At 35.5% G+C, this 26964-nt stretch carries 23 protein-coding genes and 1 pseudogene; 6 read left to right on the top strand and 18 right to left on the bottom strand.

Annotated elements, in window-relative coordinates; all coding sequences use genetic code 11:
- Nucleotides 1-83: 83 nt before the first annotated feature.
- The 3 genes from Q9Q86_RS13820 to Q9Q86_RS13810 all read right to left on the bottom strand — a co-directional run bounded on the left by Q9Q86_RS13820 (nt 84) and on the right by Q9Q86_RS13810 (nt 4138).
- Nucleotides 84-1424, bottom strand: a complete 1341-nt coding sequence (locus Q9Q86_RS13820) for an MATE family efflux transporter (RefSeq protein WP_112986659.1) — start codon at nt 1422-1424, stop codon at nt 84-86.
- Nucleotides 1425-1649: 225 nt separating this feature from the next.
- Complete coding sequence (gene parE / locus Q9Q86_RS13815; RefSeq protein ID WP_004910003.1) at nt 1650-3533, bottom strand: DNA topoisomerase IV subunit B; 1884 nt, start codon at nt 3531-3533, stop codon at nt 1650-1652.
- Nucleotides 3534-3550: 17 nt separating this feature from the next.
- Nucleotides 3551-4138, bottom strand: a complete 588-nt coding sequence (locus Q9Q86_RS13810; RefSeq protein ID WP_004951198.1) for a YqiA/YcfP family alpha/beta fold hydrolase — start codon at nt 4136-4138, stop codon at nt 3551-3553.
- Between the two features lie 264 nt (nt 4139-4402).
- On the opposite strand from Q9Q86_RS13810, the gene Q9Q86_RS13805 reads away from it, so the two are divergent.
- Nucleotides 4403-5749, top strand: coding sequence for a hypothetical protein (locus Q9Q86_RS13805; RefSeq protein WP_004910011.1), 1347 nt, complete (start codon nt 4403-4405; stop codon nt 5747-5749).
- Nucleotides 5750-5885: 136 nt separating this feature from the next.
- Here Q9Q86_RS13805 and Q9Q86_RS13800 read toward each other — a convergent pair whose 3' ends face one another.
- From Q9Q86_RS13800 to gshA, 13 genes and pseudogenes are all read right to left on the bottom strand, one after another.
- Nucleotides 5886-6626, bottom strand: a complete 741-nt coding sequence (locus Q9Q86_RS13800; RefSeq protein WP_112986646.1) for a lysozyme inhibitor LprI family protein — start codon at nt 6624-6626, stop codon at nt 5886-5888.
- 171 nt (nt 6627-6797) lie between these two features.
- Complete coding sequence (locus Q9Q86_RS13795) at nt 6798-7415, bottom strand: hypothetical protein (protein ID WP_112986645.1); 618 nt, start codon at nt 7413-7415, stop codon at nt 6798-6800.
- Nucleotides 7416-7719: 304 nt separating this feature from the next.
- Complete coding sequence (locus tag Q9Q86_RS13790; RefSeq protein WP_004965014.1) at nt 7720-8364, bottom strand: hypothetical protein; 645 nt, start codon at nt 8362-8364, stop codon at nt 7720-7722.
- Nucleotides 8361-8978, bottom strand: a complete 618-nt coding sequence (locus tag Q9Q86_RS17500) for a hypothetical protein (protein ID WP_112986644.1) — start codon at nt 8976-8978, stop codon at nt 8361-8363. Before Q9Q86_RS17500 ends, Q9Q86_RS13790 begins: the two co-directional genes overlap by 4 nt.
- A 265-nt stretch (nt 8979-9243) precedes the next feature.
- Entirely contained in the window at nt 9244-10128 is an 885-nt protein-coding gene (locus tag Q9Q86_RS13780) for a hypothetical protein (RefSeq protein WP_112986658.1), read from the bottom strand.
- A gap of 478 nt (nt 10129-10606) precedes the next feature.
- Nucleotides 10607-11086, bottom strand: a complete 480-nt coding sequence (locus Q9Q86_RS13775) for a hypothetical protein (RefSeq protein WP_112986643.1) — start codon at nt 11084-11086, stop codon at nt 10607-10609.
- A gap of 60 nt (nt 11087-11146) precedes the next feature.
- On the bottom strand, nt 11147-11314 hold the full coding sequence (locus Q9Q86_RS13770; protein WP_167370371.1) for a hypothetical protein: 168 nt from the start codon (nt 11312-11314) through the stop codon (nt 11147-11149).
- 455 nt (nt 11315-11769) lie between these two features.
- The gene (locus Q9Q86_RS13765) at nt 11770-12147 is read right to left on the bottom strand and encodes a lysozyme inhibitor LprI family protein (protein ID WP_039252358.1); all 378 of its coding nucleotides are present in this window, start codon (nt 12145-12147) and stop codon (nt 11770-11772) included.
- A 12-nt stretch (nt 12148-12159) separates the two neighbouring features.
- Nucleotides 12160-14316: a LysM peptidoglycan-binding domain-containing protein gene (locus tag Q9Q86_RS13760; RefSeq protein ID WP_112986642.1), complete on the bottom strand. Its 2157-nt coding sequence runs from the start codon at nt 14314-14316 to the stop codon at nt 12160-12162.
- A 2-nt stretch (nt 14317-14318) separates the two neighbouring features.
- A complete protein-coding gene (locus Q9Q86_RS13755; protein ID WP_227540290.1) occupies nt 14319-14537 on the bottom strand; it encodes a hypothetical protein in 219 nt (72 codons plus the stop codon).
- An 80-nt stretch (nt 14538-14617) separates the two neighbouring features.
- Nucleotides 14618-17644, bottom strand: a pseudogene (locus Q9Q86_RS13750) (type VI secretion system Vgr family protein); the annotation flags it as partial.
- Between the two features lie 155 nt (nt 17645-17799).
- Nucleotides 17800-18306: a disulfide bond formation protein B gene (locus Q9Q86_RS13745; protein WP_004910048.1), complete on the bottom strand. Its 507-nt coding sequence runs from the start codon at nt 18304-18306 to the stop codon at nt 17800-17802.
- 21 nt (nt 18307-18327) lie between these two features.
- Nucleotides 18328-19905, bottom strand: coding sequence for a glutamate--cysteine ligase (gene gshA / locus Q9Q86_RS13740; protein WP_112986641.1), 1578 nt, complete (start codon nt 19903-19905; stop codon nt 18328-18330).
- A 194-nt stretch (nt 19906-20099) separates the two neighbouring features.
- Here gshA and Q9Q86_RS13735 point away from each other — a divergent pair, with 194 nt between their 5' ends.
- From Q9Q86_RS13735 to Q9Q86_RS13725, 3 genes are read left to right on the top strand one after another with little or no spacing between them, the layout of a single operon-like run.
- The gene (locus Q9Q86_RS13735; RefSeq protein ID WP_004965025.1) at nt 20100-20639 is read left to right on the top strand and encodes a DUF924 family protein; all 540 of its coding nucleotides are present in this window, start codon (nt 20100-20102) and stop codon (nt 20637-20639) included.
- Between the two features lie 34 nt (nt 20640-20673).
- Nucleotides 20674-21231 carry a hypothetical protein gene (locus tag Q9Q86_RS13730; RefSeq protein ID WP_112986640.1) on the top strand — a complete coding sequence of 186 codons (558 nt, stop codon included), beginning with the start codon at nt 20674-20676 and terminating at the stop codon, nt 21229-21231.
- Between the two features lie 15 nt (nt 21232-21246).
- Entirely contained in the window at nt 21247-22554 is a 1308-nt protein-coding gene (locus Q9Q86_RS13725) for a DUF445 domain-containing protein (RefSeq protein ID WP_112986639.1), read from the top strand.
- 128 nt (nt 22555-22682) lie between these two features.
- Here the strand turns inward: Q9Q86_RS13725 and Q9Q86_RS13720 are convergent, their stop codons facing one another.
- Entirely contained in the window at nt 22683-23123 is a 441-nt protein-coding gene (locus Q9Q86_RS13720) for a hypothetical protein (RefSeq protein ID WP_004910063.1), read from the bottom strand.
- A 319-nt stretch (nt 23124-23442) separates the two neighbouring features.
- Here Q9Q86_RS13720 and Q9Q86_RS13715 point away from each other — a divergent pair, with 319 nt between their 5' ends.
- Both Q9Q86_RS13715 and Q9Q86_RS13710 read left to right on the top strand, forming a co-directional pair.
- On the top strand, nt 23443-24597 hold the full coding sequence (locus tag Q9Q86_RS13715) for a pyridoxal phosphate-dependent aminotransferase (RefSeq protein WP_112986638.1): 1155 nt from the start codon (nt 23443-23445) through the stop codon (nt 24595-24597).
- Between the two features lie 97 nt (nt 24598-24694).
- Nucleotides 24695-26062: an MATE family efflux transporter gene (locus Q9Q86_RS13710; protein ID WP_039047202.1), complete on the top strand. Its 1368-nt coding sequence runs from the start codon at nt 24695-24697 to the stop codon at nt 26060-26062.
- A 53-nt stretch (nt 26063-26115) separates the two neighbouring features.
- Here the strand turns inward: Q9Q86_RS13710 and Q9Q86_RS13705 are convergent, their stop codons facing one another.
- On the bottom strand, nt 26116-26943 hold the full coding sequence (locus Q9Q86_RS13705; protein WP_004910072.1) for an SDR family oxidoreductase: 828 nt from the start codon (nt 26941-26943) through the stop codon (nt 26116-26118).
- Between the last annotated feature and the right edge of the window lie 21 nt (nt 26944-26964).

The following is a 26964-nucleotide window of genomic DNA, read 5'->3' as shown; positions in this document are numbered from 1 at the left end:
TAATCAAAATAAAAAATTGATACCTTGCTCAGATAAAGAATATTTAACTTTTTGATCCAGAAGATTCAAAAAATCAGATTGTTTCAACGAATCCAAGTGGCATTTCGGTATTTAAAACATAAAGCACACATGGTGACAGCTAAGCTATACGACCCAATTAAAGCAATCCAAAACCCATCAATACCCAATGGAATAATTTCAAAGATCCACCAATCCATTCCCCAATATGCCAATAGCTGTCCGCCACCTAAACCAAAGATCAACAATGAAGTGCTATAAATCATGCTTGGCACAATCGTTATGCCCCAACAGCGTAATACCGTTGCAAAAATACATAACATTGCATCTGCTAAATGAAACAAAATTCCGAGGATAAAGAGGGAGGTCGTGATTTGAATAACCGCTAGGTCTTGGGTAAATAGAGAAATGAACTCATCTCGAAGAAGCAGTAATACACTGCATAAAGTGACGGCAAAAATAAAGATAAGCAGAAAGGCTTTTTTTGACCAAAGCAAAGCAACTTGTTTCTGTTGGGCGCCAATTTTTTCAGATAACATTAAACTGAAAGCAACAGAAAATGCAGCAGGTAAAATATATAGCATGGAACAAATACTAGCGACCACCTGATGCGAGGCAATCACAATACTACCAAGTGGTAATGCTAGAATCGAAATTGCCATAAAAGCAATCACATCAATCACGATCATCAGTGCGGTAGGTATTCCAATTCGAAGAAAACGGCGCAACAATTCATAACTAAAGGAAAAGTGACTCAGATCAAGTTTAAAAATAGCTTTGCCACGTATATAACCATATAACAATATCAACATCACACTATCCCAAAGCAATGTCGAAAATACGGCGCCATAGACACCCCAAGGTGCAATATCAAAGTACGCTACACCGTTGATCAAAGCGTAGGACAGAGGCAACTTAATCAATAAAAAAATTACGCCTATATAAGTTGCGATAATTGGACGATCAAGAACCTGTATTTGTATGGTTAAGATACGGCAACATAGCCGAACCACTAGATCGACTGAAAAAATCATCAAACAATTTTTAACCAATAACAGGACGGTATCTGATGCTTGAAAAAAGGTTAATAAATGCTCGGTATTGTTGATCAAAACAATCGCAACAATACTAAACACAGCTGCGATTAATACGGCCAAACTCACGACGTTAGTTAATTTTTGTTGATTGATTTCCCGCCCTTTTTCTTCTGCGAGGATTTGAAACATTCCTTGTAGTAATCCGTAGCCCACCACAAAAACAATCATATAAACTGAGAGAGAAACCGATAAAGCTGTTAAATGCACATGGCTATAGTGAGATAAAAATGCGGTATCAATGACACCACTCATAATAAAAATCGTATTACTAAACAGAATTGGGAAAAAAATACTTAAAAAACGCTTCATTCTATTTTCACTATTATCATTTAAGAATTTGATATATTTGAATTTTAAAATCTTAAAAACAAACAAGATATTTTGACCAATGCGCTTCAAATGTTAGATAAAATTTTACCAAGAGATAAAAAGCAAATAGCATTCCATGTTTGTTTTTCAGCTTATGAATTTAAATTTTTTAAAAAGGCATAAAAAAAGCCCAGATCAACTGGGCTATGCAAAAATCGATTCAAATCAAACCACAATATCCGCCAAATTACCTTTCTGCTCTAACCAGTGTTTACGATCAGCCGCTCGTTTTTTCGCGAGTAACTTGTCTAACAAACCTGCAGTTAAATGTGCATCATCTAAATCTAGTTGCACCAAACGACGTGTATTTGGATCCATGGTGGTTTCACGTAATTGACTGGCATTCATTTCACCCAGACCTTTAAATCGAGTGATTTGTGGATTTTTATTACCTTTTACTTTTTTCAGAATTGCCTCTAACTCATCATCATCTAGGGCATAGTGCACATCTTTGCCAATATCAATACGATAAAGCGGTGGCATCGCGACAAATAAATGACCGTCCTCAACTAATGCTGGAAAATGTTTCACAAACAATGCACAGAGTAAAGTTGCGATATGTAGACCATCTGAGTCCGCATCGGCAAGGATACAGATTTTGCCATAACGTAGTTCAGACAAATCATCACTACCTGGATCAACACCAATCGCAATCGCAATGTCATGGACTTCCTGAGATGCCAAGACTTCATCCGAAGAGACTTCCCAAGTATTTAGGATTTTTCCACGAATCGGCATAATCGCTTGGAAATTTTTGTCCCGTGCTTGTTTGGCACTGCCACCTGCGGAATCCCCTTCGACAATAAACAGCTCACTGTCTTCACGGGTTAAGCCGACACAATCTGCTAATTTTCCAGGTAATGCTGGACCAGCCACAATCTTCTTACGTTCGACTTTCTTAGCTGCTTTTAAACGACGACCTGCTTTAGCGATTGCCATTTCAGCTAGTTGCGTTGCGATCTCAGCATGTTGGTTTAACCATAACGCAAACGCATCTTTGGCAATATTGAGCACAATATTCGAAGCTTCACGACTCGAGAGACGCTCTTTGGTTTGTCCTGAAAATTGTGGCTCTTGGAATTTTAAAGATAGGATGAAATTCACCCCATCCCAGACATCTTCTGCCGAAAGTTTCATGTTACGCGGTAATAAATTACGTAATTCACAGAACTCGCGTAAAGCCTCCGTGACCCCCGAACGCAATCCATTCACATGCGTACCGCCTTGCGCAGTTGGAATCAAGTTGACATAACTTTCTTGAATCTGTTCACCACCCTCAACATTCCAGCAAATTGCAAATTCACATGCGGCTCTTTCTGCTTGTCCACTACTCACAAAAGCAGGTGCTGGTAAAATCTCTCGATCTTCCAATTCATCCATTAAATAGTCAACGAGACCATTTTCGAACTGCCATTCGATTTTTTCATTATTGATTTTATCGTCATAAATAATTTTTAAGCCTGCTGCCAATACAGCTTTGGCTTTTAAATTATGTTTCAGCGCTTTTAATGCAAACTTAGGACTATCAAAATATTTAGCTTCCGGCCAGAAACGAACGGTTGTCCCTGTCGCACGTTTCGCAACTTTACCTTCTAACACAGACAATGGCGCAACGGGCTCACCTTGCTCAAATGCCATTTGATACAAGTTACCCTGACGTTGTACAGCGACTTCAACCCGTGTAGATAAAGCATTGACCACAGAAATACCAACACCGTGCAAACCACCTGAAAACTGATAGTTATCAGTACTGAACTTACCACCTGCATGTAGCTTGGTCAGAATGATTTCAATACCACTTTGACCATACTCTGGATGGATATCGACAGGCATACCTCGACCATTGTCTTCAACTGACAACGAACCATCCTCATAGACCGTCACACAAATTTGGTCGGCATGTCCTGCCAGCGCCTCATCGACAGCATTATCAATCACCTCTTGCGCCAAATGGTTTGGGCGTGAGGTATCTGTATACATCCCTGGACGACGACGAACAGGATCTAAACCAGAAAGAACTTCGAGGGATTGTGCCGTGTATTGTGTCACTTGATCTGACTTCCTTTTTATATGCCTGCCGACAAAAATTCGAGTACTAAGGGTAATTTGTCTTTGAAATCATCCATTGCATGATTACCACCCACATCCGTTAATATCAATGCAGATGGATGTAGGGCACTATAATAACGTTGTGCCTGACGATAATCCAAGACTTCATCATCTTGTTGCAACAGCACGAGAATTTTATCAGCCTGTTCTGGTTTCGTATCAGCAATTGATTGTAATTGCTGCAATTGATCGTGATCAAGCGTCCATGATTCAGTGACTTTGAGTGGGATTTGCTCAATACCAAACAATTCTTGAAAGAGTTGCCATGGTTGCATAGCAGGATTGATCAGTACAGCAGGACAATCATATTTGGCGACAAAATATGTCGCATAGAATCCACCCAAACTGCTACCGACCAAGACAACTTGATCGAGTGGTAAACTTTCGATTAAATTAGAAACGTATTTTAAGACCACTTCAGGTGGTTGATTCAAATCGGGCAAATGCACGTGAATATGATCGTGATTTGCACAATATTGATACAGCTCTTGCCCTTTTTTTGACAGTGGGCTGCTTCTAAAACCATGTAAATAGATAATTTGCATATGCACCAAATTAGACAAGCGCTTGACTTATTGTGAAATAAATCACATTTTTTTGCGTAATGATTAAACATATAACAATATAAATTACATTTAAGCTCGATATTGTCTGACATAAAAAACGATACTGAATTCCATTCATCAGTATTCTAAAAAAATTAGTTCTGAAAGACATAAGATGTAAGAGTTTGTTGTAGTTTATCTAAACAATGTTAAGTTAATAACTTCAAACCTTCGGTATATATATCAAGGATGGGGAAAAATAATATGCCAAGTTTAACACCTCTGCATGAAACCTACTGCAAATGGGACAGTACGCCCCCAAGTCAGGCAGATGTTTTGGAAGGTTTGGCACAATTAGTGAGCACAAGTTTAAGTGGTGTTCATGAACTGGTGCAATTAATTCAAACTGAAGTGTTAAGGACTACGCTCGGTTTAAGTGCACAAAAAGCCAAAAAATTACAGAAACATCCACAATTACAGAAATTCTATCAATTTTCATATGATGCTATTCAAAAATACGGAAGTAGCTTTCTTGCTCCTAGTCTGCGTCATATCGTTGAAAAATTTCCAGTTCTACACGATAAACCATTAACGCCAAGCCTTCATTTTGTTGTAGGGGCATTGAATGGGATTTTTGGGGATTTCTTCCTAAAACAACATAACCCAATGGCATTACCGATGGTGTTATATGATCACTATGGATCATTACAACAAGGTGAACTTACTGGGCGTATCGTAATACTTACACATGGTTTATGTATGAACCATTTGAGTTGGTCAAATCATCGTTATGGTGGAATCGGTGAGCGTTTACTTGCTCAGCGCGACAATAACACGATGCTGTATTTAAATTACAATACAGGTCGTCGAATCTCTGCAAATGGTCGCAGTTTTGCCAACGTATTAGAAGATTTGATCCAGAGAAACCCTCGTATTACCAGTATCGATTTGATCGGACATAGTATGGGTGGACTGGTTTCACGCAGTGCGCTTTTCTATGGCAAACAAAATCTACATCAATGGGTACATATGGTAGAAAATCTCGTATGTATCGGTTCCCCACATCACGGTGCCGTACTGGAACGATTTGGTTTTGTCTTACAAGACAAATTAGGGGCATTCCCTTTTATCAGCCTGATCGGTCAATTAGTAAATGTACGCAGTAATGGGATACTCGATCTACGTTATGGTAGTGTTCGTGATGATGACTGGGAACATAATGATGCGCGTATCGGCTTCGCGGACGACAATCGTAAACCTGCACCATTACCATCTCATATCAACACATTCCTGATTGCTGGAACATTAGAGTTTGAGAAAGTTAAAAATAAAGCACTTAAAGTGATAGGTGATTATCTCGTCAGTGTTAAAAGTGCTCTTGGTGAACATCCGAACCCTCGTTTTCAGCTTAAATTGCCAGATACACATAAAGCTGTTTTCTATGGTTTGAATCATTTTGAAATCCAATACCATTCGAGTGTTGCTGAGCAAATCACGAGATGGCTTTATCCAGAAGTTGGGGAAGTCGTTGAAGAAGGTGTTCAAACACATATGATTAATGTACCCAACAATTATACCTTTGATGATTTAGAAGGGATTGTTGAGACATAAAAGTAAAAAAGCTCAGCTGTATAGCTGAGCTTTTTTTAGATTTTTGAGATTAAATATTCAGATTAATTTTGCTTAACTGTAATTCTAATCATAAAATTCACTGTATCTTAGGTAAAAAAAATCTAAATTTAGAGCATTACTCCTCATAATCGCTGCAATCAATTTTATTGTTTTTCAAATTTTCATCAGTTGTATAGCCAATTTTAAAATTTAAATTCAATAAATCTTCTTTTCTAAAAACCTTAGGAACAATATTCCAAACATTTTTTCCATTAGTGACAAAAACTAAATTAAATTCTGGTACTTTATTATTATTAGTATCAATTTGATACTCTACAGAAAATTCGTCTTTTTTATTACCAACAATATTATATATACGTGGTTCATTTAATTTTTGATCACAAGCCTGATATATATATATCTTGTTTTTCAAAATCTTAATTATACTTTCATCACAATAACAACCACCTACTTCTAACTCTTTTATAATACCATCTTGATACTTAAATGGTTTTATTAAGCTCCGTTCCAAGCTATCAAAATCTAAATATGACTTTCTTAAATCTTTAATTTTTGAATTATTAAAATCACTTAGACATTTATAGTTTTCATAATTTGCTTCTTTTCCATTAAAATCACATTTTAAATTTCTATTTTTCAACCAAGAGCGTTGAGTATCAACAAGATATTTAACTTCATTTTTATTATCACTGATATAGCCTTTTATATCTGAATATACACTATTCAGATCATACTCACTATTACTATATATTTTTTTCTTGTCTAACCGTTGTGGTTTATAATCTGCAGCATTTGAATAGATACTCAAACTAGAGACTAATAAAACGTTAGAAAACTTAGTGAAACTATTTCTCACTATATGTACCTTCAATAAAAATCAAAACTCAGACAAGTTGCTATTTTTATAGTTTTTTTCTAATCCTAAAAACAAATATCACACCTAAGTTATTCATTTTAATAAACTATATTAGGTTGAAAAATGTAAGACTTACCATTCTTACATTTTTATTCAAAAAGAAAAACTAAATCAGTTTACCTGCTTAAAATATACTTTTTCCCCTTCGGAACATACTCCATAAAAAACCCCATAAGATTCATTCTTTACAGAGGGATTATTCAAATAACTATTACAGTCCAATACTAAATCTCCAGCATTTTTCTTAAAAAATATTTTTTGCTTTTGATAATATGGAGCACCCGTATAATTATCAGCTAAATAATAGATTCCCGATTTAAAATTCTTTGATTCAGCCTGTTTGGTTGCATATCCATTTTTTATAAAATCAATCCCTCCCAAGGCGAGGTTAACTTTATCAATATTTAAACTCAACTCACTACTATTATTTTTATCCGCTTTACCTTCTGCCCATCCAATTTGAACATCTTCACTATAAACATTTTTATAATATAAGGTAAAATTACCATTATTATCTTTTATATAAAATTCATCATATGCAGGATCAAGTCTTTTAAAGAGATAATTATCCATCTTTTTTGTAGGTGTAAAATTATTACACTTTCCTAACTTTTCACAGATTTGATATGAAAAATAAAGTTTTGTGTTACTTGATTTAGGCTGATCAGCTTCAGTTGTACATGCATACGTTAAACTAATTAAAAATACAAGAAATAATCTGCTCATCATTGCATAGTCTCTATGTGCATAGCACCTTCACCAGCTACATCTGCTAAAATAAAATATATTGAAACATTTGATACTTAATTTTGAACATCAACTGTTTTACGTAATTTAATATCAAATATTTTAGTTAAATATAATTAATAGTAATACATACCATCTTACACCTAATCTTATTACTTAAATAAGATTAGGTGTAAATAATATTATTCTCATATCAAGTACTTAGTCTCTCTAATTTATAAAAGTAAAAAAACTTACCACTCTTGCTATAAAGTTAAAGAGTTAATATAGTAAAAAACAACCTTGGTTATAACTCTGGAATTTCTTTAAAATAAATTTTTTCCTTATCAGAACAAACGCTATAGAACATGCCTGAATAATTATTCTTCGGATCTAAATCTTTCATATAACTTTTACAATCAAGTAAAAGCTGCTTATTTTTCTTTATAAAAGTTAATTTTTGATATTGTTTGAAAGAGTAACCATCATAGAAGTCATTAATTATATACATATCTTTTCTATAGTTTCTCGAGGGAACATAATTAGAGTTATCACCACTACCTATAGAATTATAGTTTCCTAAAGTTTGAAATATCTTATTAGTTTCCATAACTAGATTATTTTCATTATTTGTAACTATTTTCATTTGTGCCCACCCCATTTCAACACCTTCTGAAAAGATATTTTTATATATAACATAATATTTATTATCTTTTATTTCTATATAAAATTCATCTACCGGAGGCTTATAAGCAAACAATGCATAGCTGTTTTGATTTTTTGTATAATTAAATTCATTACAAATGTTTTTTAAAGTGCATTTTTTATATGAATAATAAATTGTATTAGCTGTATTAGCTGTATTAGCTGTATTAGCTGTATTAGCTGTATTAGCTGTATTGAAACATCCAGAAATTAATAAAACTAGTATTAATAATAAAGTATTTTTCATTGGGTTATCTCTATATGCATTGCACCTTCTCCAGGTTCATCCCCAGAAATAAAGCCACTAATGATACCATTAAGCTTAGCATCCTTACAGGCTTGCTTAAATTTTTTCCCTTGTGCATTCAAGTGACTATTAGTACCAAAACCATTACTATTCGTACCTAAATCAATAATATTATTTTTTCTATATTGCTCTTCTGAAACGCAGTGTTTCGAAACTCTTACCCCTTTATTTTCTATCAAAAAATCAATAAACTCACCATGTGTAGGCGTATCAAATTTAACAGTAACAATATTATCTGTTGGTTGTAGTATACTAAATTTACCTATATCATCTTGTGCATTACTTAAAATATTAAAATCTATATTACACACGCCATTTAAATTATTTCTACACTCATAATCTTTTACTAACATATTTGTTAATTGATTAGTAAAAAACCTAGAAATAGTTTTTATACCAGCATTCTCAATAATTTTATTTCCATCTACAGGATAATTTTTATATAAATTCGTGATTAAACTTTTTGAGTCTTTAAAACATTTCTCATCATTACTTGCATTTGTAATACCAAAGAAAAAGGATAGAAAAATAAATGTAAATAATTTGTATTTCATAAATTATACCTAAGCTGATATCTTATTTTACAAGGAAAATTATAAAAAATATCGCAACAATTTTTATTTTTATTTACATTTTTTGAAACTAATAGGGGAAATATTTACTCTTTGAATATCTTCCTTGTGAAAAATACTTTGACATTTATGTAATAATAAAAATATTACTAGTTTTCTCAAAATTTTCATTAAAAATTTCTATCTGAACCCCAAATCTATTGGGGTTCAGTCAAAGTATATATTAGTTTAATTTTTAAGACCATTCTTATTTTAAATTTTTCTTTAAAATTTTACCATTTTCATCTTTATAAGTTATCACTCCTGAACTATCAATTGAGTAATAATCTCCTATTTTCTCCACTTTTAAATCAGGCTTTATTTTGATTAAATAAAATTCGGAACTAGAACTTTCATCTGTATCTATATATTTCTCAGCAATAGAATAAAAACTATCTGTTAGTTGAGGAAGGAACCTAAATGTATTTACGTTCAATGATTTTATTTTTGTGTCATTAAATATATTTATAAAATCAGGAGATATTTTTCTTAATTCAGATAAAGAATAAGCCCGATTATTAGAATTTTCAAGTTGCGTGCATTTCTTAGCTGAGTTTTTCTCGTTACATTTGGAGAAAAAATCTGAAGAAATTGGAGTTTTTAAATAAACTAGTGACTTATTATTAGTTTTTTGATTTATATTTTCTACAATACTAACCTTTACAAAAGCATCATCAATAATTTTAAAACATGCTTTTGAATTTAAATATGTATCTCTATAAGAGTATAAATCTCCAGTTATACACAATTCATCTTTTTCAACAGAATAATTAAAGTTAGCTTTATTTTTACTCATTTGATAATTTAGAGGATAAACCACATAATTTTTTTGGTTTAATACAGACAATCTATAATATTTACCATCCTCAATCTTTATTACAGAATAATCTTTGTTAAAATCTGGCTGTATACCAATGTTATTTTCAAAAATTTTTAGTTTATCTTTTTTACAATAATAGTTATCTACATCATAATCAAAACCACAAGGCTCAACTTTAATACTCTTCAGGTTTTTTGGCTCTACTGATTTAGCATTACAACCTACTGTAAGGCCTATTGCAGATAATAATAATACGTATATTAGTCTTTTCACTGTTCCTCTCACTTTTGATGTTGCTGATGTTATTTCAAAATTTTTTCCAAAATTTCTTTAACCATTTTTGTAGAGCCCATATTTGCATGATTGGCCTTACTTTTATAAAAATATTTTGTTCAATCTGAAAGAAAACCATCATTCTCTTTAATAATTTTTAAGCTATTGACACCTTTTATATTTCAATTCAACATTTAAATTGCTTTACAAAGACAATCAAACTAACAATAAATCTACAAAATTTAAGAGTCAAAATAGTTAGCCTCTCAATATTAAATAGGTAAAATTCTATAATTTATCTTTTAAATTATTTTAATTTTAAAAAGTTCATTAAACCATCTTTATGATTAATTTTATTTTAGGAGAAGACTAAACACCAAATTTTCAAATTCAAAAAATAAAAAAAACAGTAAAAAGTTACTGTTTTTATCAATCATTTATTTTTTGAAATTTATATTTTATATTAATTTTTAATATTTTACTTTAATTTTAATATTTTTTCTTTATTACCATCTTTATAAATTAAATTATAGTTTTTATCGATTACTACATTTTTTTTTGCAGATATAGTTTTTTGTTCCACCAGGCCAAAAGCATTGATAATAGAAATTTCTAACTGGGGGCCTTCATATTCATTGTCTTCAAAAGGAGAAACAATTATTTGTTTACTATCATCTGTTTCAGGTAATACAACGCTATCTCCATATGCTGGTGAAATAAACGAATAGTATTTAGTTAAATTAGATGATTTTACTAAGTTAACTTTAGAACAACTATTTGCTTCATTTGTCATGATGCATTTAAGATGATCATTGGAGTTATATGGTAAATATGTTAATTCTAAACCATGAATATTTTTGTCACTTTTCTTAACTTTTGAATTGTCTGCATATGCTGATACACTTAAACTCAAGGTTGCTAATAACCAACCTGTATAAAACACATACTTTTTAAACATATTAAATTCCTTTAAAACCATAAGGTAGAACAATTTTAAACGGTTTGGGCATTTTATCTCTTAACTCTTAAACCTTTTCGTGGCATGTATAGCTTTACCTGTATCAAGTATCATACCATTTTTCACTGCCTTGTTATGAAATTTATCTACCCAAGCTTTTCTATTCTTTTCATCTGAATAATATTTATTTATATATTTTAAATTCTCTCCAATAATTGATTTTTCCATTAATCCACTCTATAAAATAACTATTAACAAAATTTTTAATTTTTTCTTACATGTGGCATACACATATTTTCAAAGCTCATATATCAATTCAGAATCTTTGGTCTAGTAATTTTAGAAAATCAATATCAGTATTCATACATTCTCCACACTATCTTCCATACCCTTAATTTAGTTTTTTTAGTCATATTAGCTTTAAAAATATCAAATACCTTTATATTAATTTTTATTAATTAAAAAAAGAAGATCTACTACTTAATTACTAGATTTCAAAAATACTTTTTTATTTTATCTTAAAAACAATTATCTTTAGTCATATATTTTAGCTATAATTTATAATTAATGATAGTACACAAAAAATCTACTAATTAAAATAACTTCAATAAGATATTATTAGTATATTTTATTATGTACTCATCTAAACTTGGATTATAGTTTCAAATTTCTATAAGAACACATCAATTTGAATACATTTTATTTAAAGATTTCAATTCTAACAATCTACTTTTATCACTGTTTAGTAAACAAGATTCTATAACTGTCTCTGCTCCATCGCCTTGAGCGTTAGCTGCTTCTTTTCCCATAAATTCTTTGCAATATGTATTTTTATATTGTGCCCATTTTATTTGTGAAGCTTTTAATTCACTAACATTATCTACTGACTTATATAAATTTTCTAGTATTCTTTTCATTTCAGAATTAGTTGAACTTGATGCACTTCTAATACAACTTAGATTATCAAAGTCTGTTTTACATGTAGATACGGGTTTGGCTATTACACTACATCCGCAAATCATAGTAATAACAGAAGTAATTATTAAACTTTGTTTTTTCATCTCTTTTGACTCTTAGTTTACAATCTTAATTTTAAATGAAGCAGGTTTATGCGGCTTCATATCTGATGTTGTACCATGATAATGTATGAAATCACCTCTACCAAAGATATAACCTGTTTTTTTTGCTTGATTTACTACATCTGCAACCCATTTTTTAGTACTTTGGCTAGCTTCTTGTAATTGGGTAGGATTTGCGTAATTTAATTCACTGCCAATAATAGAAGGTTTGCCATTAACTCTGTCATTAATATATTTATTAAAAGCTTTTCTATGAGCATCCGTTACTCTAGACCAAGGTACATTTTGTACACTACCATAAGCTGTAGGACGAGTGGAGTTAATATCAGAGAAAGCCCATTGTTCATTTAAAACTTTTCTGATAGTAGACCATTTATTTCTACCAGTCATTCTTCTATTTAACATAGTTTCAACAACTCCGCCCATTTGCTGGTACGTCATATCTTCATTATTTTTGAATATATGTACTTCTGTAGCTGCAGCTTTTAATAAGTCATCTAAATCCTGCTTTGTTAATTCCAAAACAGTTCCTGTGGTCTCTACAGAAAGTTTATTATTCGTAGGAATTTGACCTGAGCAATTTAATATAGAATTTAAAGAATTTTCTTTTATTAAAGTCAAGAGCTTAACACCATTAAGAGACTCTACTTTTTGTTTGAACAAATTATTGTTAAGGTATTTGTTTGAAAACGCTGTAACATCAAAATGTACCCATGTTTTTGCACCAGCCTCTCCACTTCTAAAGACTTTAGGTTCTAAATAAATTTTATCTCTGATTCTTTGTTCAGATGCTCCCATTTTTTTTGCCATAATATTTTTTCGAATAAATTCCATATCACTTAATTCTCGTGTCCTAACTCCATTTTTATGAAAATGTATATCCAGCGCTAGCCCCATATGGTTTACAGATGTTCTCTCATGTTTCTTATTATTTTCAATGCATCTATAACCAGATTCTATATATGCCACATTAATTTTCTTATCTTTAAACTCATTTTTTAAATAAAAATTTAAGGTTTTTAGTATCCAAATTAAAGACCTATGAATACCCGGATATTCATTAGCAGTATTTATACCTGATCGCACTCCCATCTTTCCATTTCCAAAACCAGAACACTTACCACAATTACATGCAGCTTTTCCCATGAAGCTAGAAATGGGGTATTCATCATAAAATTGATCTAAAGCAGCTAAAACAGAACCACAAATCTTCCCAGTATCTGGAACCCCCATATAATCCCGTTGAAATTGTTTAATACATGTTGCTGTTAGTTCTGTAAATTCATCTGTTGGTAATGCTCCACCAAAACCTGCTAAGCGAATATTAACTTCTCTGATTAACTCACTTTTACCACTGGAAATACATTGAGGATTGGTTTTACAAATATTTGTAGTATTTGCTTTAGGAGTACCTCCATCTTGACTACGATCATCAATAGTCAAAATTTTAGAAACTGAACTTGCAGCTTCATTCAATGCTTTTTTAGTATCTTCATAAAGTTGATGTACTTTTTCTGGAAGCCCATTTTCTTGTTTTGTTTGAGAAGCAGGATTAGCTGGCCTTTTTGCTGCTGGAGCTGGGGTAGTTTTTGTACTGCTCGTAGTAGATTTATTTGTAGATTGAGCTGAGTGCTTGTGCTTAGGTTTGTCTTGGTGTGAATGATTTCCAGAAGCAGGGATATGAACTGGCAGTTTAATTACTTGACCAATACTAATCTTATTTGGATCGTCTATTTTATTTAAACGTTCTAGTGCTCGAACGGTCGTGTGATTTTTTTGTGCTATTTCAAATAGCGTATCACCCTTTTTAACAATATGTGTTTTTCTTTTATATTGCCCATTATTACCTTGATTTGTTAATGTTTTTAAATTTAAAAGTACTTTGGGACTTGTAATTTTTACGACCATTCGGTCTTTAGACATTACAAAACTTTGTACTTTAACCATTGAGCCTTTAAACATACTTTTAATATATACATCTAAAGCAGTTCCTTTATCTCGGCTGATTTCAACAATACATCCAGATGAGTTTGTTGTTCCAGCAGCGATAACTTGCCCCGTTCTCTGATTTTTTACTTCATATTGTGCTTTTGAAATTGGGCTACCAAATAAATCTAAAATTTGTATTGTAACTAATGATTTTTTATTCATTTTCAGCCCCTATCTTCAATATTATTATCAATTGCAGAGTTATTACTATTTATGCTCTGATCTTCCAAAATGTCATCTTCATCAAAACTATCAATTAAAAGTCCCCATTCATCATCAGAGCCAATTAAAACTTGAACATTTGTTGGATCAGGAGTACCGATTTTTCCTGTTCGTCCATGCTCATCTATAGCTCCTGAAGTAAATGAATTTGTCTCTGGCATGAACGCTTTATAGCTAAGTTTGCTAAAATCACTTTCCCAAAATAGATCATAAATATCTAAACGGTTACTAAAAGTTGGGGTATTCGGTAACTCAGGAAGCTCATAAGAAACCTTTGCCCCCCCGTAAATAAATGCTGCCCAGCTTTACTTTCAAACTTACCGCCTGTTGTTGAAAATACGCCATCCGCATTAATTTTGAGCTGTGACCCACCTGCTGTTAATACAATTTCTTTTGGACTGGTAAGCTCGATTTTTTCTTCAGTAGAAATAAGCTTAATCACCTTCTTCGCAATTGCCTCAATCGCATCATCTTGTGCTTGTAGTTCGAGCTTTCCTTTCGCTGCATAAGCACGCAAACCCTTTTGCGCAGCAAACAAACTGATTTTGTCTTGTGCGTGCCCAATAATATTTTTTTGCGCACTTAAATTAATAGAACCGCTGGCACTTTCGGCAATATCTTGCGAAGCTTGCAAAATAATATTTTCAGGCGTCGTCAAAGCAATACCATTTGGCGATGCTAACAACATAAGGGCTTGTCTGAAGATCTTGCCTTGCTCTTGTTGTTTAGTATCGGAACTGCTTTCTAAACCTTGGGTATAACCCTCCATAAAGCCTTGTAAAGAACTCAATGCTTTAGAAGGTGATACTTCCAATTTACTGCCTTTACTAAAAGTTCCGCACGTACTCATCAAATCAAAGTCTTTAGTCTCGACATTTGCTAAGACTCTCCCGACCTCTTGAATACTTTCAAATGGATTTTTATGAATTCGGTCTTTAATACTTGCGAGTTTTCCTTTAACAATATCAGGGCCATGTTCTTCAACGTTTTCGATGAATGCTTTTAAATTTTCTACCGCATCTTTGGCATCGCTAAAGAAAGAATTAAATTCATCTACAACGCCTTTTGCGTTTCCTCCTAGTGCACCGATGTCTTGAATAAAGCCACCGCAGTCTTTTAGGGCATGGATAGGATCCTTATTAATTCCTTCTTTGAATAGGTTTACCGTACTATTTAATGCCTGACCTGTGGTTTTTAACTCAAGTGACTGAATGAATTTAGGTAAGCGATTAATCACGTTCAAAGCATCAGTTTGTTGCTTGGCTGCAACTTCACTGAGCATTTTCATGCTTTCATAGCCTTGTGAAAGTAAAGATTGTGCTTGTGCAGCCTCTAAATGGTCTGCAATTGCTTGCTCTTGTGCATAGGTACTAATGAGCATACCTTTACCCGCACGCACAGCTCCCCAAGCATCTGTTCTTAGCTCAAAGCCTTCACCACGACCTTGGCTCGTCGCTTGTTCTTTAGGGTGGCTTAAGTTCCCTAAATTCAGCTGTGTTGCTGCATGGCTGCTTTGTAGTTGAGTACTGATCTGCCCTGTTGTGTCATCAAAGCGTAATTGGTTGAAGCCATTACCATTGATTTCCTGACTGCGAATCCCGCTCAGTTTTTTAGTATCAGGAAGCTGCCCTTTTACATCGAATTTAGTTGGTGAACGCTGTGCTTCATGGATGCGACCAGTCACAAATGGACGGTCAATATTGCCATCAAAGAAATCAATGACCACCACTTCACCAATACGCGGCAAGAAACGTGCGCCATAGCCTTCTCCCGCCCAAGGTGTTAACACATCGACCCATGCTGAATCGGTATCATTGTCATTACTGCCCGCACCGCCATCATGTCCATGATCATCACTTCGGGTAAACAGAAAGCGAACCTTAATACGCCCCCACTCATCTACATAGATAGTTTCCCCTTCTGGTCCAACAACTTTAGCGCGTTGTGGATAAGCGATTGGGCGATGCTGTAGAGGATCATATTCTGGTGTAATTTTGATTTGACGGCGAATCAATGTCAGTTCATTTGCCTGCCGCTCAGCCCCTTCATCTTCAAGTGCATGCCAACGACTTTGTTTTAATAATTGGCGTACCTGTTGCTGTAAATCTTTCGGTAAATTATTTTGATTGTAGAACGTTTTAGCAATAATCAAGAACTCTTGATCTACGACGTCATGCTGATTAATTTCTGGATGATCAATAAGGTTGAACCAATATCCTACTTGGCTGTCACGCACAGAACTATAAGCTTTAAAAAACTTGGCCTGAAAAGCATACCTATCATTTAATATTTGATTTTGCTTTTCTAATTGGCTGTTACCTGAAGCTGTAGCTTGATCTTCACCTTTTAAATCCTGCATCCATGCTGGACTTACATGCCATGCTTGTTCAAGACCTAAACTGACTGAGTCAAAACTTGTGGAATGACTATGTGTGGTGATGACTGAACCAGCGCCTTCGTCTTGTGCTAAAGCATCAGGCTGCCAACGTTGCAAATGAACAGCAGTGGGTTGCAAACTTCGCACTGCGACAAAACCTGTAATACTGTCTTGGTATTCGGTTGCACTACTTCGATGATAGCGAATACTGCGTCGAGCTAAAGCTTGATATTGACTATTATCATCAATCAATCTTAGCTTTTGTGATTGAATCGGTATGGAAAAATGCGGAACAAAAAGCTCTGCTTCATCAATGAGCCAACTAATCCCTTCACTACGCCATAAGCGTGTAAGAAAATCATAATCAGATTCATTATGCTGCATCACAAATGGACGCACATCATAACTTTGCTTTAGTCCATTCAGGTCAAGACTCAAACTTGCCGCAAATAATGGGCTTTTTTCTTGCCATTCTTTGAATAAAACTTCTGTAACTTCAACGATTGTTTTATTCATAAAAACACGACTATTACGGCGTTTATGCCATAAGTTTGTCGCATCATTCAGAGTCAGTTTATATAGAGTTAAGGCACCATCACTTTGTCCATAGCACGCTTCAGTTACTATGCCAGTCATACGGAACAACTGTCCTGAATCTGTGACTTGATCCACAGCCAGTTGAACACCGATAAATTGTTTTAATGCAATATGAGCATTGGTAGAGAGGCAAATTAATTCCGCATGTAAGCCATCATTCAGTTGATGCTTTCCCTCGATACGCTGTAAAAAAACTTGGTTATTTAATTCTTCATTAGAAAATTGTACGTGTATTGCACGTTTTTGTGCATTTAGCCCTATTTTTTCTAATACATTAGATATATTAAAAAGCATTTTTTTATAATCATAGGATAAAGAAACGGCTGCACTTTATAAAAAACAGACCTATCTGTCTATAATTATGTTTTATTTTTAGCAAATCTTTACATTTCGCTTATCAATAAAAAAAGAGCCTATAAATTTCGGCTCTTTTTATTCAAAATGGTATTTTAAGCTTTAGTAGAATCATATTTTCTAAACAACTGCCACAAACAAATCAGCAGAATAAAACTAAAATATACCAAAGACCAAACAGGTAACGACTGACCTAAAAAAGTCCAATCGATCAAGGCACATTCACCAGAACCTGTTAGCACTTGCTGTAAAACCGTTTTCATCGGCAAAGCTTCTACCAAATAATCCAAACCAGGACCACAACTTGGCACTTGATCAGGTGGTAGATTCTGCAACCAAACATGACGTGCAGCAACACCCGCAGACCAACCAATTGATAAGGTCGCTAATAATGCATAAAAACGTTTGAAGCCATTCGAAATCGGATTATGAATAAAAGCAATCAATGCGATAAATCCCATACCGATCAAACCAATACGTTGGAAAACACAAAGTGGACATGGCTCTAATCCTTGTACGTGTTCTAAATACAAGGCAAATGAGATACCAATAATACTGGTTAGAACAAGTAAAGCACTGACCAAACGGTAATTCCAACGCATGGGAAATCCTCTAAAAAATTTTTAACGGTATTTTGCAAGATATTGGCTAAAACTCATGTCGTTATCTTGTTCAAGTTCAGCCTGTTTTTGCAACGAAGTTTGTGCCAGCTCATCAAAATACTGTTTTCTTTCTTGGTTTAATACATGCTGATCATAATATTGCACATGTTGCTGAGCCATAACACTGCCAAAACTCCATGTACCACCATGCTTCAAGGTATCTTCAATGACATGTGCTGAAAGCGTATTTTCAACATGTGCTAAGCGTTGTTGCATCACAACAATTGCGTCTTGATACAACTGTGTTTGATTCGCTTGATCAAGTAAAGTCGCACATTGTTGAATAGTAGCTAAATGCTGCTGTGCCCAAGCTTGAAAAGTCATTGTATTCTTACCAAGCTCAATCTTTACATCAGCTGCACGACCTCGATTCACAACCTCTGTTTGATTGCGATCAATCTGTTCTTGTTCATCTGCATACAACTCTGGACTATCACTCAGTAAACAATATAAAGCTAGACTTTCAAGAAAACCTGCAGCGATCTCATCAATACCGATTGAACTATACGGATTTACATCAACAGCACGAAGTTCGACATAACCAACACCACGATTTTTCAACGCTTGTGATGGCGTTTCACCGGCCTGAGGAACTTGTTTTGGACGGACCAAACTATAGTATTCATTTTCGATCTGAAGCACATGATCATTAATTTGGATAGGTTCACCAGACTCATCGTCTAAGCCCAACGCACTAAACTCTGGATAAGGTGTATGAACTGCTTTCTGCAATCCATCCAAATAGTCATGCAGATCGTTATAATGAATGCCTAATTCTTTCTGTGCTGAGTTTTGGTATCCCAAACGCCCCATACGTAAAGCCGTAGCCTCTGGTAAATACAAAGTGCCTTTAACCAAAGGTTGTAAATGATGTTCACGACCTGTCAGGAAACAACGACAAACGGATGGACTCGCTCCTAATAAATACATCACCAAAGGAGTTAAACGAATAAAATTACGAATTAAGCCAAAATAACGATGGCTACGATAATCTTGAGCACTGAGTTGTTTTAATTCTTGATCGCTCTCTTGCTGTTGTAACTCAGCAAACAATTGATCAGGGAAAGATAAATTATAATGCACCCCTGAAATCGTCTGCATACGGCGACCATAACGCACACCTAAACCACGGCGATAAAGCGTTTTAAAACGACCAATATTCGAGGTTCCGTACTGTGCTAATTGGATATTCTCTTCATTATCATCCAGCATACATGGCATCGACAGTGGCCATAAGCGCTCACCTTCTTCTAGGTGTTGATGCACCACGGTGTGAATATCTCGCAACTCATCTAATGCCGCTGCAATAGTAGATTGAGGAGTGGTAATAAACTCCATCAATGCTTCTGAATAATCAGTTGTAATATGAGGGTGCGTGAGTGCAGACCCTAAAGCTTTTGGATGATTTTTTTGTGATAAAAATCCATTGCTTTGCATTCTTAAACTTTCACGTTCTATGCCGCGTAACATCCCCTTCAATAGCGAAGCATCTACCCATGTTGGAATCACAGAGGAAGAAAATGTGTTGGGTTGATTCATAATTTATATGCTCGCTTATTCAAGATCGGCCAACAAGATAAGTGTTAGCGACTTCGTTATTCTGCCAATTATAACGACAATTGTGATCTAGTCATCTGATTTAATTTGGCAATTTTTATCACAATCTTGTTACATAAGACACGCTGAATTTGTGATTTTATTAAAATAATCGATCTTTCATTTGGCACTTCTTCATGCAAGCACAAGACATTCTCGACTTTTGGTTTGATCCGAATCATCGTTCACTTTGGTTCGCGAAAAGTGATGCTTTTGACGATAAAATTCGCGAGCAATTTCAAATAATTCACCAGCAAGCAAGCCAAGCAGAACTTTGGTCTTGGCGCAAAACACCAGAAGGTCGTTTGGCTGAAATCATTGTACTCGATCAATTCTCTCGTAATATCTACCGTGACCAAGCACAAGCATTTGCTTATGACAGTTTGGCATTGGCACTGGCACAGGAAGCAATTAGCTTACAACTTGATGCGCAATTGAGTCCTGAACAACGTTCTTTCTTATATATGCCGTTTATGCACAGTGAATCTAAATTGATGCATGAATATGCCCTCAAGCTTTTTCAACGCTTGGGTAATGAAATCAATCTGAGTTTTGAAAAGAAACATAAGATCATTATTGATCGTTTTGGCCGCTATCCACATCGAAATGAAATTTTAGGTAGAACATCAACGGCGGAAGAGTTGGAATTTTTAACCCAACCCAACAGTAGCTTTTAAGTCAGTTTTACAGACATTGAAATAGGAATTGCATATGAAAACTGTATTGAAATGCACCCCTCTCCTTGTCGCATTGGCATTTACAGGGTGCGCGACCATTCCACAACAACCCAAAACCTTTGATCAACTTGGTCACTTCACCGCTTATCCATTAAATAGCAAAACGTATCGTATTGGTTTTCAAGCAGGTCCAAATCTAAGTTATGGTACAGCTGAAGAAATTACCTTATTAAAAGCTGCTCAAACAACACTCAAAAATGGATACCGTTATTTTACGGTTGTGGATGACCCAAGTAATGCACGGAATAAAGCACCGCGTCAGACTGTGATTTATCCATCGCCTAGCTATTATCCATATGGCTACTATCGTCGCCATCCAGGCTTTTGGCCCGATCCATTCTATGATATGCCACAAGTGGTCAATATTGATCCAATCCAAGTATCGTATACTATCGAGTGTTTCAAGACTCAAGACCAATCTCCAGATGCTTTTGACGCGCAAATGATTTTGCAATCATTAGGATCAAAGTACGGATTGAGTCCATCAGGAGATGTGTTACAGCCCGCTGTGCCCACTCAAAACAAAAAGTGAATAAAGGATGACTAAATGAATTCAGTCGAAGAAATCCACGTACCTAGTCTCCAGAGAAGTAAATACTTCGCCACGATGGCACTGATTATTGCGGTAGTGTCATGGATTGGCTTAATGGTCGCGGCGCATTTTTTTCCTGAATATAAATGGATCATCCATATATTTATGCTTGGCGCGGAAGCAGGCGTAGTTGGTGGTTTAGCAGACTGGTATGCGGTCACAGTACTATTTCGTAATCCTTTCGGCAAAATGCCTTTACCGAAATTACTCCGTGACCACACGGAAATTATTCCACGTAATAAAGCCCGTATAGCCGAATCGATGGGTCGCTTCGTCCAAGAAAACTTTTTATCACCGCAAATCGTAGAACGTAGTCTCAAAAATGCAGACATGAGTTTGGCAATTGGTGAATGGTTAGCCAATCCTAAAAACAATACGCAAGTGGTGCAGATGATTCAGCACACAATCCCTAGAATTTTTGAATTTGTCAGCCAAGATCAAATTGCTCACTTTGTACAGAACAATAGTGTGCAATGGGTGCGTAGCACCAAAATAAACAAACTTGCCAGTGAAATGTTACGTGCTGTTTTAGATAATGATTTCCACCAAGATGTATTGCAACGTGGGCTTGATCTAGCACATGAATGGATGGTGTCTCATCCTGAAGAAGCACGAGACCTATCTCGTAAATTATTTCAAGAATTAGGCGTATGGAAACTGGCAAAAGGTGCGAGCTGGATTGGGATCGATGTACAACAACGGACGATTGATTCACTGATCGAAAAAGTTGAATCGATGTTAGCCAACCCTGATCACCCATGGCGCCAAGACATTGAAGCCACAACACATGCGCTCATGTTACAACTTGCTGATAACGATAGTGAAGCCAGTCTACGTCTAAATAGTGGCAAGGATGCTTTGCTCGATAGTCCTCAGGTGCTCAATTTTATTAGTGGTGCCATCGCGATCCTGTGTGATGCAATTAAAACGGATTTAATGCAAGAAGATTCAGGTATCGCGACGAATTTAAGAACTGCGATTCAACAGCTTGGTATAAGCTTGATTCAAAATGAAAAAGTTCGTGAAGTTTTGAATGAAAAAATGGTCGGCTTAGCAACCAACTTCAGTGAACAATATAGCGATAAAATTATTCGTTATATCAGTGAGCGCATCCACGAGTGGGATTCTAGAGAAATGATCGCCAAAATCGAAAGCGAAGTGGGCGGCGATTTACATATGATCCGTGTGAATGGTGTGATTGTCGGGGCATTTATTGGTTTGGCACTTGGTGTCATTCGTGCAATTGTTGAAAACGTTTTATAAACGATAGAGCCATATACGGTAGAGTCTTTCGACTTTGCCGTCTTTTGCCCTAAGCACCCTGTGATTAGGGCTCATCCATCTTCCCAACAAAAACACATAAAGAGAAGGGTCTCTTTTCCTGTCATTCATCAGCAAACCAACTGCTTACTTTCTTGATAATAGCGTGCCAAAGCTTCGGTATCTTGTTTTAAAAAGGCAGTTAAGTACGCTTTTACTTGAACCAGTGACAGATGGCTAAAATGAATTCGCTCTTTTGCCTGAAATTGTACTAAACCAAAGATTTGTTTTTTAGCAACGACCACAGGAATATCTGTTTTTACCGTGAAGCTCAACTCTTGAGATGAGGCATAGGGATTTAAAACGATTTCGATGGTGTGTTCTGTATTACCATCTGTAATGGTAAAAGTCGGGCTTGCACCGTCGAGCTGCAACCAACGATTGAGTTGTTGTTTCCAACCCATTCTGTCAAATCGAGTTAATACCCCAATGGTATTTAATGCTCCACATTGTTCCACATCATTTAAATCAAGATGATGCGGATAGCGTATTTTTAGATCGAAATTGTCCATTGCTTAATGTCCTATTTCACAATTATTCGTATTTATTTTAATCTCTCGATATAAATTATATCGCTTAAATAATTAAATTAAAACACCATATGTGATTGAAAAATAATAATTTATTAGACAAATTTAACTAAAAAATGACCAATTCTGTCACTATTGTTTTGATTAAGACACTATTCCACTATTTCTCTTGATATTTAGCACATTATTGAAGCAAGGAAGAGACGTAAATCTCTGTTCGCACCAGTTGCGACGATTTGGATATCTCATCCTTTTACCGATACAATCAACTCAAAACAAAACTTCAATTAGGTTAATCACCATGCTGCAACTTCAGTCAAAACTTCCAAGTCAAGGTGTGACCATTTTTAGTGTAATGACTGAACTCGCTCACAGGCTCAATGCCTTGAACCTATCACAAGGTTTTCCTGATTTTCCTGCCCCACCCGCTCTGTTAGAAGCACTTAGCCAAGCAACATTAGATGGCTATAACCAATACCCAGCAGGAGATGGTGTACTAGCTCTGCGCGAACAGTTAGCACAACAATTTCTGCAACGTGATCAATTAAATTGCGACCCCATCACCGAAGTTACCATTACACCTGGTGCAACCATTGCCATTTTCTGTGCAATTCAAGCCTGTATCCACGCAGGTGATGAAGTTATTATTTTTGATCCAAGTTATGACAGTTATGCACCTGCGGTACAACTCGCAGGTGGTAAGTCGATTCATATTCATTTGGAAGCACCCTCATTTCAGGTAGATTGGCAAAGGGTTCAAGACAGCATCACTGCCAAAACTCGCATGATTATTGTCAATACACCACATAATCCTACAGGAGCAATTTGGTCAGAGCAGGACTGGCAACAACTGATTCAACTTATTGAAGATAAAAATATTGTTGTATTGTCTGATGAAGTTTATGAACATCTGGTCTTTGATGGGCAAAAACATTTTAGTGCTCTAAGTTTTCTCGAACTGCGTGAACGTAGTTATGTTATTGGTTCTTTCGGAAAGACCTATCATGTCACGGGTTGGAAAACAGGATATTGTGTTGCTGCACCAGAATTAATGCGTCTATTTCGACAGATTTATCAGTACGCAAATTTTTGTGGTACTACACCATGCCAAATCGCACTGGCTAATTATATGCAGCAGCATCCTGAGCATATTCAAGAACTTCCTCATTTCTACCAAGCAAAACGTGATCGTTTTAATGCTCAAATCCGAGACTCACGTTTTAAATTTCTACCATCTCAGGGAACCTATTTCCAAAACCTCGACTATAGTGAAATTCGACCTGATCTAAATGATGTGGAGATGTGCCAATTCCTTGCAGAGCAACACAAAATTGTCGCTATCCCAATTTCCGTCTTTTATCAGCAGCCTCCTGAATCACTCAGACTCATTCGATTTTGTTTTGCTAAAACCGATATAACCTTGCAACGTGCGGGAGAAATCCTCGTACAGTGTTGATCAACAAAACATAAACTGAACTCAACCCAAGCTCGTGCTGCATATGTTATTTTGAAGAGATGATTTGCGTTTCCAATAGACGCGTAAAGGAGTTTAAATGACGCCACGCCAAACGTTGGTGATGCAACCCAATCTCTGGAAAACCTTTTTTGTTTTTCTTGTCCCGCTAATCGCCACAAATATTTTGCAGAATCTTTCAGGTACGATTAATACGATTTTTGTCGGTCAGATGATGGGCGTGGATGCGATTGCAGCCGTTTCTGTATTTTTCCCTATCCTGTTTTTTCTCTTGGCTTTTGTGATTGGAATTTCAGCAGGCACTACCGTATTAGTTGGGCAAGCATGGGGAGCACAAAATCTTGAAAAGGTTCGCTGTGTCATCGGCTCAACATTATTTATTACCCTGATTGGGGGCACCTTGATTGCCATTTTAGGTCTGGTATTTGCTGAGCAGATTTTAAATGTGTTGGGCACCGACCCTAAAGTCATGCATCTATCATTACCCTACGTTCAATGGATGCTAGTGGGTAGTCCGTTATTATTTGTTTATATTATTTATACCTCGATTTTACGGGGTGTTGGCGATAGCGTGACACCGCTAATTGCCTTGAGTTTAACCAGTTTAATTGGCTTGGTGGTTACACCTGTTTTATTAAAAGGCTATTTTGGTTTTCCTGAATTAGGCATTATCGCACCTGCAGTTGCCACCATCATGGGTTACGCGGCTGTACTCATTTTTCTAGCTTTCTACTTAAATTATAAAAATCATCCTCTTAAAATTGATCGACAACTGATTCGAAGTATTCGTCACGATCCAAATTTAAGTAAGTTAATTTTAAAACTGGGTATTCCGACAGGCGTACAAATGGTCACCACGTCTTTGGCTGGCTTAGTGATTATTGGCTTAGTTAATCGTTATGGCGCACACGCAACTGCCGCATATGGCGCAGTCAATCAAGTTCTGAACTACATTCAATTCCCAGCCATGTCGATCTCCATAGCGGCATCAATCTTTGCCGCGCAAGCAATTGGGGCTGGAAAATCCGACTTATTGGCAAAAGTGACACGGACTGCCTTAGGCATGAATATCTTGTTTACAGGAACACTCATCACTTTGGCTTATCTATTTTCTAAGTATTTAATGGCACTTTTTATCACCGATCATAGTGTGGTGGTATTAGGGCAACAGCTATTATTTATTGTGCTATGGTCAATTTTGTTTTTTGGTGCAAGCGCTATTTTTGCTTCAATCATGCGTGCCAGTGGTACAGTCAATGTCCCAATGATGATCAATATTTTGACCATCCTTCTGATCGAAGTGCCTTGTGCTTATTGGTTTAGTTCTATGTGGGGCTTAAATGGTATTTGGACAGCTTACGCGCTCGCCTTTGTATGCCTATGTATTTTCCAAGCAAGTTATTATCAATTTGTCTGGAAAAAACGTGATATTAAACGACTCATCTAATAAATAAAAAAGCCATTCAAATCTGAATGGCTTTTTGATCAAGCATATAAAGCTTAAAGCATCTTAGTTGCAAAAGCTGCAATACGTTGATAGCCCGTAGGGAATAGACGTTGGAAAGAATCTAAAATTCGAGCATCTGTTCCAATCAACAAACGGCGTTTATCTTTTAATACCGCATTTAAAATTTGACGTGCAGCTTCTTCTGGTGGTGTACGCAAGAATTTATCAAACTGCTTGATTGATTTGCCTGGATCCATACCTAGGCTCTTTAAGCTGTCGTTCATTTTTGCAGCTTTGGCAATATTGGTACGAATACCACCTGGGTGTACGCAAAGTGAACTTACACCGCTCTTTTCAATATCAAGTTCTTGGCGTAATGACTCTGTGAAACCGCGTACCGCAAATTTTGTTGCGTTATAAGCAGATTGAGTTGGTTGTGATGTCAAACCAAAAATACTTGAGATATTGATGATGTGACCATCTTTAGTTTGTTTGATGAATGGAAGGAATTCTTTTGTTCCATACACCACACCCCAGAAGTTAATTCCGACGATCCACTCTAAATCTTCGTAGCTTGCACCTTCAACGGTAGAACCCAATGCAACTCCTGCATTGTTAAAGATCATATTGACACAACCATGATCTTGAACTGTTTCTTGTGCCCATTGTTTTACCGCTTCGCGATCAGAAACATCAAGCACTTTGGTTGTAACTGTAATTGGATTATCTTTAACAAGCTCAACAGTTTGTGCTAAGCCTTTTTCATTGATATCGCTCAATGACAAGTGACAACCTTGTTTAGCCAATAAAACTGCCAGTTGTTGTCCAATCCCAGAACCTGCACCTGTGATCGCTGCGACTTTATTTTTAAAATTTTTCATTGCCTATCCTTTGTATTGCGA

It is taken from the genome of Acinetobacter sp. A22, from assembly GCF_030913345.1.
In the GTDB taxonomy this organism is placed as follows: domain Bacteria; phylum Pseudomonadota; class Gammaproteobacteria; order Pseudomonadales; family Moraxellaceae; genus Acinetobacter; species Acinetobacter junii.
This window is presented reverse-complemented; position numbering and strand designations above follow the sequence as displayed.